We start from the raw sequence: 13667 nt of genomic DNA, 5'->3' as shown, positions 1-13667 counted from the left end.
GGCCTGTGCCATCGCCCGCAAGTCCAAATCAGCGCTTGATCGCGCGGATCGCAGGATCGGGCTGGGTCAGCTTGCGCAAAACCGGCAGGTTGCGCGGGGCCAGCGTGAACCGCACCATCGTCATGCCGCCTGCAATCGGTGTCGCCTGACAGCGCAACATGCGTCCATCGGCCAGCAGCGCATCATCCGACCACGCGTCACGCGGGCCTGTCTGCTGGATGAACTGGTGCAGCTCCGTCCAGTCTGTCGCAGGGGCGCAAGAGGCATGCCACGCGATGATCTCTGTCGCAACGGCGCGGTGTTCCAGCCCCGACTCCGCTTGCCCGCCCCAAAGGGACGCATAAGCGCGGTTGAACATCACGAGCGTTCCGGCCACCGTGAACACGGCGATCCCGTCGGTCAACGCGTCCAGCACGGCCTGTCCGGTTTCGATGTCCGAACGGAACCGGCGGGTCAGGGACAGATCGGCGGTGATATCCTCGAACAAAAACGCAAAGGCGCCGTCGGGGTGTGGCCGCCCTGTTACGCGAAAGGCTTGTCCGTCGGGCAGGTTCCAGATTTCGCTGTAGGTGCCGTTCTTGGCGGCGTTTTCCACGGCGGTGAACTGGTCGCGCCATGATGCGTAATTCTTGGGTTCGGGCAGGATGCGGGTTTCGCGCAGGCGGTCGAGCACCGTGTCGATCGTCGGGCGGGTGCTAAGAAACGCGAACCCCAGCCGTGTCATGTCGAGCAATGCGGGATTGAACGTCGCCAGTTTGCGCTGCTTGTCGAAAATGGCAAGCCCGACGGACAGGTCGGCAAAGGTCTTGCCCATTGTCTGCACAAAGGTGCGGCGTTCCTGTTCCGCACGCACAGCGCCGTTGGCATCTGTCGCGAAATGCAAGGTAGAGGCGCCTTGTGACACCGACACGATGTCGAACCAATGCTCCGCGCCGCCGCGCATGCCGGGCACGACCACGCGGCGGTTTGATGACCCATCTTCGAAAATCCGCTTTGGTCCGGCCGCAGGTTGGGCATCAAGATGGATCCGCGCGCAGAAATCCAGATAGGATTTGTTGGCCCAGACCACGGTTCCATCATCGTCCGTCCGCCAGATCAGTTGCGGAGCCTGCCGGATGATTTCGCGCAACAGGTCCAGTTCGGCCATCTGCTGGTTAAGCGCGAATTGACCCTGTGCGCCTGTCCCGTCGCCGGGCAACGTGCCACCCACCGTGACACGCAACTGCCCGTTCGGCCAATCGAGGTCGATCCAAAGGCTGTCGTGGCTTTGATGAGCAAGGCGGCAAGGTGTTCGCTGCGTGGATTGCAGATGCGTCGCAAGATCGGGAAACTGCGCACCAAGCGCATGGATCATGGCGTCGCGGTCGGGCATCAGGTTGAATGGCGCGATCAACTGCTGCGCATCGGGCGTCGTGTCGATCAGGTCATCGCCATCGAACAGAAACACCGGCCCCATCGGAAGCGCGACAGCCTGATCGTGCAGCGGGTCGGACGACGTGTTCTGTCGATGCGTTGCAAGCGTCGCGCCAAGTGCCGCCGCAATCGCCATAGCAGCGATGGTCAAGAGAATCATCGACATCGTCTTGTGGTCCTAGCCTGTTCAGAGCAGGACCGTCGCCGAGTAAAGTTAATCAGTGGTTAAGCCAAAGGTGCCACGGCCAAAATCACGGCCATGGCCTGATCGGCACATTCTGCCCCAGAGCAGGCGCAGTTCCCTTGGAATCCATCGCCACCTTTTCGCGTGGCCAGACCACATCGACGATCGCGCCGCCCGTCGCTTGTCCTGTCCAGCTTGCATGGCCGTGCCTGCGGCTGTTGGCAAAGGTCAGTTGCGCACCCGACCGTTCCAGCAAGGTCTTGGCGATGAACAACCCCAGCCCCATGCCTTCGTAACCGGGCCTGCGGTTGCCATCCTCTGCCAGCCTGCGCCGCCGGACATAAGGGTCGCCGATGCGCCCGATCACGGATTGCGGAAAGCCGCTGCCGTCGTCGGAAATGCGGATGCTGATCGCGCTGTCGGACCATGTCATCTCGATCCAGACCTCGCTTTGCGAAAAATCGACGGCGTTCTGGATCAGGTTGCGCAGACCGTGGATGATTTCGGGCCTGCGGTTGATGACAGGTTGGGTCTGGGTCGCACCCTGTTCGGGCGCGATCTCGAACGTGACCATCTTGCCACGGCTCAGATGCGGTTCAGCCGCTTCGCGCACCACGGTTTCCAAGGGGGCCTGCCGCAGATGCAGGTCGTCCTTGCCCACGCGTCCCATCGAATGCAGGATGTCGCGGCACCTGTCCGCTTGCGTTCGGATCAGGTTCGCGTCTTCCAGCAGTTCGGGGTGGTTCTCCAGCTCTTCCATCAGTTCGGTGCTGACCAGTTTGATCGTCGCCAAAGGCGTGCCAAGTTCGTGCGCGGCGGCGGCGACGACACCGCCCAGATCGGTCAGCTTTTGTTCGCGCGACAGCGCAAGCTGGGTCGCCAGCAAAGCCTCGCCCATGGCGTGCATCTCGTTGGTGACCTGACGGGCATAGATCGCGAGAAACACAACGCCGATCACTAGCGCCAGCCAGAACCCGAACTGGAACAGACCGGGCAGAACCAGAAGGCGGCCATCGGCCAGTTGCAAAGGCATGCTGTAGTTGCTGATCAGGCTGATCAGGCAAATCGCCGTCACACCCAGAAACACCGTGCTGCGCAGGTGCAGCACCGTTGCCGCAATGGTGACGGGGGCCAGCAACAAAAGAGCGAAAGGGTTGTTCAGCCCGCCCGTCAAAAATAGCAGCACGCCAAGCTGCATGAGGTCGAAAAACAGCCACAGCGTCGCTTCGCGTTCGGACAACCGTTTGTTTTCGGGGTTGCTGTAGCGCGACAGCAGGTTCGCAAGAACCGAGCTTGCGATGACGATGCCGACCAGCCCGTACTGGAATTCCAACTGATAGATTTTGGCCGCGACGATGGCAGCAACCGCCTGACCCGCCGCCGCGAACCAGCGCAGCGTGACCAGCGTGCGCAACCGCACCCAGTTGCTGCGTTCCTGGTCGTGGAACATCTGGAATTCGGACATCGACATCGGCAGCGACCTTGCACCTGAAAGCGCCGTGATAATGCTTGCCCGCGTTGCAAGCAATGCGACCAATCGGCGATCGGCGCTGCGCCGTTGACGGGGTGCTGGCGCGGCCTAGATATTAGGCAGCAAGATCAAGGATGACACGCATGATGACCGAGCCATTGGACCTTGGCGACGACAAATCGCTGCTTTTGGTTGATGATGACGATGCTTTTCTGAAACGATTGGCCAAGGCCATGGAAAAGCGCGGGTTCGAGGTTGAAATGGCCGGGTCTGTCGCGGCAGGCAAGGCGATCGCCACGGCGCGCCCGCCTGCCTATGCCGTCGTCGATCTGCGTCTGGAGGATGGCAACGGTCTGGATGTGGTCGAGGTTCTGCGCGCGCGCCGTCCGGAAAGCCGGATTGTCGTGCTGACAGGCTACGGCGCGATTGCGACCGCTGTTGCCGCCGTCAAGATCGGTGCGACGGATTATCTGGCAAAGCCTGCGGATGCGACCGACGTGACCAATGCCCTGCTGGCGCTGACAGACACCCTGCCGCCGCCCCCCGAAAACCCGATGAGCGCGGACCGCGTGCGTTGGGAACATATCCAGCGGGTCTATGAACTGTGCGACCGCAACGTGTCAGAAACCGCGCGGCGGTTGTCCATGCATCGGCGGACCTTGCAGCGTATCTTGGCCAAGCGCAGCCCGCGCTAGCTGTTCTTGTCGGGCGTGCCTTGCCGCGGTAAGGCACCCCGCAAAGGAGAGCTTGATGAAGAACCTCATAATTGCCGCGCTTCTGCTACCGACCACGCTGTTTGCGCATGACTACACCGTTGGTGGTTTACAGATCATTCACCCCGCAGCCGGAGCCACGGCGCCGACGGCACAAGCAGGCGCGGGATATTTCCAGATCGTGAACACAGGCACCCAACCGGACCGTCTGATCGGGGTCACGGCCGATTTTCCGCGCGTGATGATCCACACGACCCAGATGGACGGTGATATCGCACGGATGGTGCACGTCGACGCGGTCGACATTCCCGCAGGCGAAACCGTGACCTTCGCGCCCGGCGGATTGCATGTGATGTTCATGGGCCTGAACGGTGATCCGTTCGAGGTTGGCGAAACGTTTGACGCCGTGCTTGTCTTTGAAAACGCAGGAGAAGTGCCAGTTGTCTTCTATGTCGAGGATATCAGCGACATGACCGATCACAGCAATCACTGACCGTCGTCGGGTTCCCGCGTCAGCAAATCGAACTTGCGCAGTTTGACGTAAAGCGACTGGCGCGACAGGCCAAGCATTTCGGCCGCGGCGACGCGGTTGTTCATGGTCAGCGCCACCGCGGTTTCGATACACATCTTTTCGACGACATTGGTGGTTTCGGCCACGATTTCCTTGAGCGTGGCGCTGCCCACCAGTTCGACCACCGAGCGCATGCTTTCGTCGTTGCTGGGCAGCATCGCGCCACGGCTGGTGTCGGCATGGTTGGAATCGCGCATCACGAAGGCAAAAACCGAATGGGTGCCAGCGTGCAGCTTGGTCACCGAAATCTCGACTGACCGGGGGCTGCCGTACTGTCCGGCGATCCGTGTCGCATAAATCCGCATCCGGCCTGCACGGGTCGCGTTTTCGGTCATCACCTTCAGATCGACACTGCCGCGTTGCAGGTAATCGGCAAGGCTGCGCCCGCGCACGTTGATGTCATGGGCGACATCAATCAGGTCAAGGAAGGCATCGTTCGCGGACAGCACATCGCCGTTTTCAGACGCGAAAACAATGGCTTCTGGCCCGCTGACATAAAGGTCCTGCATATTGCGGGCAAGGTTGTCCGCCTTGAGACTGTTGTCATCGTCGGGCACGATCCGGCACAGCAGGATCCGTTCACCCGCCGCACGGAATAGCGTCGGCGCAAGCTGGACCATTTTGGATTTGCCGCGCAATTCGATCTTTAGACCGTCCGCACGTTCCGAAATTGCCAGCGTCGTCAGCGCCTCGACCAGATCGCCGCGTTTGCGGGTCTCAAAGCAGCTCATCAACGGGTTGCCGATCAAGTCATCGCGCGAACGGTCCAGCAGGGTCGTTGCGGCGGCATTTGCTTCGGTGATCTCGCCGCTGTGGACGGAAACAAACAGCACAGGTTCGGCCATACTGCCCAAGAGCACGCGGAAACGTGTGTCGAATTCGCGCTGCACCTCGTAATCGCGTTCCAGCGCAAGCTGCGCCTTGATCAGTTGTTGCTGCATTTCGGAAATCGCGCGCAGATCGCGGCCCAGCATCAGCACGGCGCCATTGGGGGCGATGCGGTGAAAACTGTAGCGGACAGGCGAATCCCAGTCGCTGACGTCGCGCGAATGGTTCAACTCCACGGGGCGGACATCGGCGTTGCCAGCCAGAAACTCTGCCAGCCGGCTTTCGAATTTCGGCAGGCTTTCGACAGCCAGAGAATCGCGGATATCCTTGCCTTCCCAATGCTCGAGCACCAGAAACGACGGATGGTTCGGATTGACGATGACCGACAGAACCTTGCAATCCTCGGAAATGACAATGGCCAGATCGGCCACATCCGCGATGATATCCCCAAGGATTTCGGGTGCGACAAGCGGGATCGCCCCGCTTTTCCAGAATTTCGCCCCACGCGAGGTCATGGCAATGTCCCTTTGGGCAGCGTGTTGTGCATGACCTAGACCTCGCGCGGCGGTGGCGCGATGGTCAGATATTTTGTGGTCAGGCCGCAAAGCTCTAACGCCTCGCTTGGCACATTTGTTGCATGGTCCGCACCCGTCAAAGCCGTGACGTCATACCGATTTTCGACTTCGAGGATGGTTCCGCCTATCACAACAGGCGTCGATGTCTTCGACGACGTGCGAATGACGTAGACAATACGTCGCAGCGATTCAAGGCTTTCGCCGGAAGAAGATGAAATGAACACAGCATCATAGCTGGTTTTAGACAATTTTTGTGCAAGCTCGTGCGGCTCTGCACCCAGCATCAGCCGGACCGACAGCCCTTTGCGGCGTAACTGCCCGCTCAGCACCATCGCACCCAGAGTGTGATAGACGTCCGGTCCGACAATCAGCAAGATCGACGGTGCCGCCGGATTGGCCGACTGGTCGCCCGCCCATTCAGGCCCCAGTTCGCGCAGCATCGCCTGCAGCCGCGAGACCGCAATCGTCACCGAAGCAAAGCTCAGCCCGTCAGAGCACCAGTCGTCACCAAGGTCGCGGGCCAGTGCGGGGATATAGAAATCCGCAATGTCATCGCGGGCGATGCCAGCCTGAAGCGCGTTTTGCAGGACGGCGGTGCAATCCTCGCGGTTCACGGCCAAGGCGGCGGCGCGCATGGAGGCCATGATCTGCGGGTCCAGTTGGCGCGCTGTGAAGGGCACCAGCGTCAACCCGGTGCCTGCGGTCTGCGCCACGGAGTCCGCACGCCGACGAGGGACAGTTTCTGCCATGACGTCTATGTTCCGGCGATCAGCCATGCCCGCTCCCGACCTTTGACCCGCATCAGCGCACATCAACAGTATATGGCATTGTCGGCCCTGCAGGGCCTAATGTCAAAGTAAATTGACACCAACAGAAAACAGTCTTCGACATGTTCTGCTAAGATACTGTTTTGTTAATGACAATATGCCCTTTCAGGGGTGGTGCGGCGAACTTACACATGCCGCGATATAGGTGTAAGTTAAAGTTGACACATGCCATGGAACGCCCTTAATCTGGGCACAGTCAGTATCTGGAGGCCTCATGTCAGTCACAAGCACCGCGCCGGGAAATGCCGCCACATCGGGTCGCCCCGCGACCCGTCGGCTGTATTCCGATGCAGAGCGGGCGCGGCGTGATGGCACCCGTTGGACGATGGTGCAGGGGATACTGGCCCCGGTGCAATTCGTGGTCTTCCTGATCTCGCTTGGATTGGTGTTGCGCTATCTGGCAACCGGCGCAGGCTACGAAGCGGCAACAATCTCCATCGTGATCAAGACCGTCTTCCTGATCATCATCATGGTCACGGGTGCGATCTGGGAAAAAGTCGTTTTCGGTCAATACCTTTTCGCGCCTGCGTTCTTTTGGGAAGACGTGTTCAGCTTTGGCGTGATCGCGCTGCACAGCTGGTACATGGTCGCGCTGCTGACGGGTGCGATGGACCCCGTATCGCTGATGTATGTGGCCCTTGCCGCCTATGCCGCCTATGTCATCAACGCAGGCCAGTTTCTGTGGAAACTGCGCATGGCCCGCCTTGATGCGGAGGGTCGCACATGAACGCCCTGACCCCTTCCAACGGCGGTTGCCGCACGGCCCCTGTCCTCAAGGAACGCGGCCAGCGTGAAGTCTTTTGCGGCCTGACGGGAATCATCTGGTTGCATCGCAAGATGCAGGATGCGTTCTTTCTGGTCGTCGGATCGCGCACCTGTGCCCATCTGCTGCAATCGGCGGCTGGCGTGATGATTTTCGCCGAACCCCGATTCGGCACTGCGATCCTTGAAGAAACCGATCTGGCGGGGATGAAGGACGCGCAGACCGAAATCGACCGCGAGGTCGCCCGCCTGCTGGAACGTCGCCCCGACATCCGGCAGTTGTTCCTTGTCGGCTCCTGCCCGTCCGAGGTCATCAAGATCGACCTCGCCAAGGCTGCTGAACGCCTGTCCCAGATCCACGCCCCCCATGTGCGGGTGCTGAATTACTCCGGCTCAGGCATCGAGACGACTTTCACCGAGGGCGAAGACGCCTGCCTTGCCTGCATGGTCCCCGTGCTGAAATCGACCGAGGCGCGCGAATTGCTGGTCGTCGGTGCCCTGCCCGATGTGGTCGAAGACCAGATGCTGTCGCTTCTGGCCGATATGGGCGTCGGCCCCGTCCGCCTGCTGCCCGCTCGCCGGATCGACGACACCACCGCTGTCGGCCCCAATACCGTTTTTGCGCTGGTGCAGCCTTTCCTTGGCGAAACCCACTCAGCCCTCGAACGCCGCGGCGCGCGCCATCTGGCGGCGCCTTTCCCCTTTGGCGACGAAGGCACCACCGCCTGGCTGCGCGTGATCGCCACCGAATTCGGCGTCAGCGAAGAAACGTTCGAGGCCGTCACAGCCGCCCCCCGTGCCCGTGCCCGCAAGGCAATTGCCCAAGCCGCCGAAGTGCTGCGCGGCAAGTCCGTGTTCTTCTTCCCTGACAGCCAGCTCGAAATCCCGCTCGCGCGTTTCCTGACCCGCGAATGCGGCATGACCGCGATCGAGGTGGGCAGCCCCTATATCCACGATGCGCTGCATGGTCCCGACCTCGATCTTTTGCCCGCTGGACCGCAGATTTCCGAAGGGCAGGATGTCGACAAACAACTCGACCGCGCCCGTGCCGCGCGGCCTGACCTGACCGTCTGCGGTCTTGGCCTTGCCAACCCGCTGGAGGCCGAGGGCCTGTCGACCAAATGGGCCATCGAACTCGTCTTTACGCCGGTGCATTTCTACGAACAGGCGGGCGATCTGGCCGGTCTCTTCTCGCGCCCGCTGCGCCGCAAGGCTGTCCTGCATCTGGAGGCCGCCGAATGAAGCTGACCGTCTGGACATATGAAGGCCCGCCCCATGTCGGCGCGATGCGCGTCGCTACGGCGATGAAGGGTCTGCATTACGTTCTACACGCCCCGCAGGGCGACACATATGCCGACCTTTTGTTCACCATGATCGAACGGCGCAACCACCGCCCGCCCGTCAGCTATACCACCTTTCAGGCGCGCGATCTGGGCGCCGATACTGCCACCTTGTTCAAGAAATCCTGTCAGGATGCCGTCGACCGGTTCCAGCCCGAGGCGATCATCGTCGGTGCGTCCTGCACCGCCGAACTGATTCAGGATGATCCCGCAGGCCTGTCGGAAACGATGGGCCTGTCCATTCCCGTCATCCCGCTGGAACTGCCCAGCTACAGCCGCAAGGAAAACTTCGGCGCGGATGAAACATTCTACCAGATCGTCAAGGCGCTGGCCAAACCGCAGGACCGCACTGCACGGGTGACCTGCAATATCCTTGGGCCAACGGCCCTTGGCTTTCGTGCCCGCGACGATGTGGAAGAACTGACAGGGTTGCTGTCCGACCTTGGCGTGCAGGTGAATGTCGTGGCCCCCTTGGGTGCGACGCCATCTGACATCGCCCGCCTGCCCGCCGCGCATTTCAACGTGCTTTTGTCGCCCGAAACGGGCGAAGCCGCCGCGCGCTGGCTGGAAAAGAACCACAACCAGCCGTTTACGAAAATCGTCCCGATTGGCGTCGGTGCCACCCGCGATTTCATTGCTGAAGTCGGCGACATCATCGGCAAACCCGTCCTGATCGACGAAAGCCGCCTGCGCTTGCCTTGGTGGTCGCGGTCGGTGGACAGCACCTATCTGACCGGCAAGCGCGTGTTCATCTTTGGCGACGGCACCCATGTCGCAGCCCACGCCCGCATCGCGCGCGATGAAATGGGGTTCGAGGTGGTCGGCATCGGCTGCTACAACCGCGAAATGGCGCGGCCTGTCCGTGCTTTGGCCAAAGCCTACGGTTTGGAAGCGCTGATCACCGACGATTATCTGGAGGTCGAGGCCGCTATCGAGGCGCTCAGCCCCGAAATGATCCTGGGCACGCAGATGGAACGCCATATCGGCAAACGTCTGGGCATCCCCTGCGCCGTGATCTCCGCGCCCGTCCATGTGCAGGATTTCCCCGCCCGCTATTCGCCGCAGGTCGGGTTCGAGGGTGCTAATGTCATCTTCGATACGCTAATCCATCCGCTGGTCATGGGTCTGGAAGAACACCTGCTGACCATGTTCCGCGACGATTTCGAATTCCACGACGACGCGGGTGCCAGCCACCACGGCGGCAAGGCCAAAGCCAAGGTCGAAGCCGTCGCCGAAGAAGCCCCCGCACCGCAGGACGACAAGATCATCTGGCTGGCTGACGCCGAAAAAGAACTGAAGAAAATCCCGTTCTTCGTGCGGGGCAAGGCGCGGCGCAACACCGAAACCTATGCGACGCAAAAGGGTCTGCACCAGATCAGCCTTGATACGCTGTATGAAGCAAAGGCACATTATGCGCGATAACGTCGATCATAGCGCGTATCGTTTCGTCATCCTGACGCTGGATTCGCATTCCGCAGGCCCCGCGATGCGCGCCAGCGACAAGCTGACAGCGGCCTTTCCGGGGCTGGATATCACCATCCACGCCGCCGCCGAATGGGGCGAAAATCCTGCCGCGCTGATCGACGCCAAACAATCCATCGCGACGGCCAATATCATCGTCACGAACCTTCTGTTCCTCGAAGCCCACACCGCCGCGATCCTGCCCGACTTGATCGCGCGCCGCCCGAACTGCGACGCTATGATCAACATCATCGCCGACAGCGATATCGTCAAACTGACGAAAATGGGCGATCTGGACATGTCCAAGCCCGCCAGCGGCCTCATGGGCCTACTCAAGCGGTTGAAACCCACCGCCAAGGCCAGCAAATCCGGCGAAAGCCAGATGAAAACCCTGCGCCGCCTGCCCAAGATCCTCCGCCTGATCCCTGGCAAAAGCCAGGATCTGCGCAACTGGTTCTTGTCGATGCAATACTGGCTGGGCGGGTCGGACGACAATATCGAACAGATGGTCCGCATGCTGGTGTCGCGCTACGCCAAAGGGCAGGACTGGAAGCCGGTCAAGATCGCGGCCCCCATCGAATACCCTGATGTCGGCGTTTACCACCCCGACCTGCCCGGCCATCACATCAGCACCAATCTGGCCGATCTGCCGAAGCCTGCAGCCCCTGTGGCGACCGTGGGCATCCTGATGCTGCGGTCTTATATCCTGTCCTCCGATTGCGCGCATTACGACGCCGTGATCCGCGCGTTCGAGGCCAAGGGCCTGCGCGTCATCCCCGCCTTTGCCGGTGGGCTGGATGGGCGTCCCGCCATCGAACAATTCTTCCAAGGCCGCGTCGATGCGATGGTGTCGCTGACCGGCTTTTCGCTGATCGGCGGGCCTGCCTATAACGACAGCGATGCGGCTGTGGCGCTTTTGTCGAAACTCGATGTGCCTTACATCTCGGCGCAGCCTTTGGAATTCCAGACGCTTGGCCAGTGGGCCGGATCAGCGCAGGGCCTTGGCCCGATTGAAACCACGATGCTCGTCGCCCTGCCTGAAATCGACGGTGCGACCAACCCGACCGTGTTCGCCGGACGCCACGGCCCTGACGGTTGCGACGGCTGTGCGCATAAATGCGCGCTGCAATCCGATTGCAAGGCCATGGCCCCTTGCCCCGAACGCATCGAAAGTCTGGCCGAAAAAACCCGCCGTCTGGCCGTGCTGCGACGCAAGGATAACGCCGACAAAAAGGTCGCCATCGTCCTGTTCGGCTTTCCGCCCAATGCGGGCGCTGTCGGCACCGCTGCCTATCTCGCCGTGTTCGAGAGCCTGTTCAACACGTTGCACCGGATGAAATCCGAAGGTTACGCGCTGGAAGCCCCCGAAACCGTCGACCATTTGCGCGCGATGATCCTGCAAGGCAATGCCCAGCAATACGGCCAGCAGGCGAATGTCGCGGCCCATGTCGATGCCGATACCATCGTGCGCACATCGCGGCATCTACCCGAGGTCGAGGCTGCTTGGGGCCCCGCCCCCGGCAAGGTGCAATCCGACGGGCGCGGCGTGTTCGTTCTGGGCCACCATTTCGGCAACGTCTTTGTCGGCGTCCAGCCCGCCTTTGGTTACGAAGGCGACCCGATGCGCCTGCTGTTCGAACGCGGTTTCGCGCCGACCCATGCTTTCGTTACTTTCTACAGCTACCTGCGCAACACATTCAGCGCCGATGTCGTGCTGCATTTCGGCATGCACGGCGCGCTGGAATTCATGCCGGGCAAGCAAGCGGGCCTTGGCGCACGCGACTGGCCGGACCGGTTGATCGGCGAGATGCCGAATGTCTACCTTTACGCCGCCAACAACCCGTCCGAGGCGTCATTGGCCAAGCGCCGGTCGAACGCGATCACGATCACCCACCTGACGCCGCCGTTGACGACGGCGGGCCTGTACAAAGGCCTGATCGACCTCAAGGACAGCCTCAAGCGTTGGCGCGAAATGCCCGCCGAAGACAGCCAGCGCGACGATCTGGAACAGCTGATCCGCGATCAGGCGAATGCGGTTGATATGAACGCGCGCAATATCGACACGCTGTGGCTGAAACTCTTGGAAACCGAAGGGTCGCTGATCACCGAAGGTTTCCATGTCGTGGGCCAGCCCATGTCCGCCGCCGCCCGTGCTGACATGATCCGCCTGATGCCAGCGGGTGAAGCCGCCGACCGTGCCGCCGAACTGCTGAAAGAAGACCACGAACTGCCCGCGCTGATGCGCGCGCTGTCGGGCCATTTCATCGCGCCTGTGCCGGGTGGTGATTTGATCCGGTCGCCGTCCATCGTGCCGACAGGCCGCAATATCCACGCCTTCGACCCGTTCCGCATGCCGACCGCCTTTGCCATTTCCGAAGGCCGCAAGCAGGCCGATCTGCTGCTGGAAACCCACCCCACCTTCCCGCGCACCGTGGCGTTGGTGCTCTGGGGGTCCGATAACATCAAATCCGATGGCGGACCCATCGGGCAGGCGATGGCGCTTATGGGCACGATCCCCCGTTTCGACAATTTCGGCCGTCTGGCGGGGGCCGATCTGGTGCCGCTGGAAAAGCTGGGTCGTCCGCGTATCGACGTGGTGATGACGCTGTCGGGCATCTTCCGTGACCTGCTTCCACTGCAAACCCGCATGCTGGCCGAGGCTGCGCTGAAATGCGCCCAAGCCGACGAACCGCTGGACCAGAACTTCATCCGCGCCCATGCGCTGACCTATGCGCGTGAAATGAACTGCGATCTGGAAACCGCGGCGCTGCGCGTGTTCTCGAATGCCGAAGGTGCCTACGGCTCCAACGTCAACCAGTTGGTCGACAGCTCTGCCTTTGGCGATGAGGATGAACTGGCCGATGCTTATGAGGCGCGGAAATCCTTTGCCTACGGTGTCAACGGCAAGGCCACGCAAAACCCCGGACTGCTGCAAAAGGCGCTGAAGGATGTGGATCTGGCCTATCAGAACCTCGAATCCGTCGAACTGGGCGTCACAACGGTGGACCATTATTTCGACACGCTGGGCGGCATTTCCCGCGCCGTGAAACGTGCCAAGGGCGGCGTGTCTGCCCCCGTCTACATCGGTGACCAGACGCGCGGTTCCGCCAAGGTGCGGACCCTGCAGGATCAGGTCGCACTGGAAACCCGCAGCCGCAGTCTGAACCCGAAATTCTATGAAGGTTTGCTGAAACACGGCCACGAAGGTGTCCGCCAGATCGAAGCGCATGTCACCAACACGATGGGCTGGTCCGCCACGACCGGCGAGGTGGAACCCTGGGTCTACCAGCGCCTGTCGGAAACTTTCGTGCTGGACGAGACCATGCGCGAACGGCTGGCGGCGCTGAACCCGCAAGCCTCGATGCGGATGGCCAACCGCCTGCTCGAAGCATCGGACCGCAAATATTGGGCACCCGATGCCGCAACGCTGGCGGCCCTGCAAAACGCAGCCGACGCCTTGGAAGATCGCATGGAAGGGATCGCCGCAGAATGACCCCTTTCGCAATGAATATAACGGAAAGG

10 protein-coding genes are annotated in these 13667 nt (G+C 61.3%); 6 read left to right on the top strand and 4 right to left on the bottom strand.

The annotated features are described in order from the left end of the window. Positions 1 to 28: 28 nt before the first annotated feature. Positions 29 to 1579, bottom strand: coding sequence for a PAS-domain containing protein (locus VCK47_RS10195; RefSeq protein ID WP_322890984.1), 1551 nt, complete (start codon positions 1577 to 1579; stop codon positions 29 to 31). A gap of 85 nt (positions 1580 to 1664) precedes the next feature. Continuing rightward, the gene (gene regB / locus VCK47_RS10190) at positions 1665 to 3068 is read right to left on the bottom strand and encodes a sensor histidine kinase RegB (RefSeq protein WP_322890983.1); all 1404 of its coding nucleotides are present in this window, start codon (positions 3066 to 3068) and stop codon (positions 1665 to 1667) included. A 134-nt stretch (positions 3069 to 3202) separates the two neighbouring features. Here regB and VCK47_RS10185 point away from each other — a divergent pair, with 134 nt between their 5' ends. Next, a complete protein-coding gene (locus VCK47_RS10185) occupies positions 3203 to 3763 on the top strand; it encodes an ActR/PrrA/RegA family redox response regulator transcription factor (RefSeq protein ID WP_416236667.1) in 561 nt (186 codons plus the stop codon). 55 nt (positions 3764 to 3818) lie between these two features. Beyond that, positions 3819 to 4274: a copper chaperone PCu(A)C gene (locus VCK47_RS10180; RefSeq protein WP_322890982.1), complete on the top strand. Its 456-nt coding sequence runs from the start codon at positions 3819 to 3821 to the stop codon at positions 4272 to 4274. Here the strand turns inward: VCK47_RS10180 and ppsR are convergent. Both ppsR and VCK47_RS10170 read right to left on the bottom strand, forming a co-directional pair. Further along, positions 4268 to 5695: a transcriptional regulator PpsR gene (gene ppsR / locus VCK47_RS10175; protein WP_322890981.1), complete on the bottom strand. Its 1428-nt coding sequence runs from the start codon at positions 5693 to 5695 to the stop codon at positions 4268 to 4270. The genes VCK47_RS10180 and ppsR overlap by 7 nt on opposite strands. Before the next feature lie 35 nt (positions 5696 to 5730). After that, positions 5731 to 6468 (bottom strand): cobalamin-dependent protein, encoded by a 738-nt coding sequence (locus tag VCK47_RS10170; protein ID WP_322890980.1) that lies wholly within the window; start codon positions 6466 to 6468, stop codon positions 5731 to 5733. A 328-nt stretch (positions 6469 to 6796) separates the two neighbouring features. Here VCK47_RS10170 and bchF point away from each other — a divergent pair, with 328 nt between their 5' ends. From bchF to VCK47_RS10150, 4 genes are read left to right on the top strand one after another with little or no spacing between them, the layout of a single operon-like run. After that, positions 6797 to 7309 carry a 2-vinyl bacteriochlorophyllide hydratase gene (bchF, locus tag VCK47_RS10165; RefSeq protein ID WP_322890979.1) on the top strand — a complete coding sequence of 171 codons (513 nt, stop codon included), beginning with the start codon at positions 6797 to 6799 and terminating at the stop codon, positions 7307 to 7309. Then, positions 7306 to 8586 carry a ferredoxin:protochlorophyllide reductase (ATP-dependent) subunit N gene (locus VCK47_RS10160; protein ID WP_322890978.1) on the top strand — a complete coding sequence of 427 codons (1281 nt, stop codon included), beginning with the start codon at positions 7306 to 7308 and terminating at the stop codon, positions 8584 to 8586. Before bchF ends, VCK47_RS10160 begins: the two co-directional genes overlap by 4 nt. Beyond that, the gene (gene bchB, locus VCK47_RS10155) at positions 8583 to 10106 is read left to right on the top strand and encodes a ferredoxin:protochlorophyllide reductase (ATP-dependent) subunit B (RefSeq protein ID WP_322890977.1); all 1524 of its coding nucleotides are present in this window, start codon (positions 8583 to 8585) and stop codon (positions 10104 to 10106) included. Before VCK47_RS10160 ends, bchB begins: the two co-directional genes overlap by 4 nt. Next, complete coding sequence (locus VCK47_RS10150) at positions 10096 to 13638, top strand: magnesium chelatase subunit H (RefSeq protein WP_322890976.1); 3543 nt, start codon at positions 10096 to 10098, stop codon at positions 13636 to 13638. The genes bchB and VCK47_RS10150 overlap by 11 nt, the downstream gene beginning before the upstream one ends. Positions 13639 to 13667 lie beyond the last annotated feature (29 nt).

This window comes from Yoonia sp. 72 (assembly GCF_034652275.1).
GTDB lineage: Bacteria > Pseudomonadota > Alphaproteobacteria > Rhodobacterales > Rhodobacteraceae > Yoonia.
Note: the sequence above shows the minus strand (reverse complement) of the source record. Positions and strands in the feature narration are given on the sequence as shown.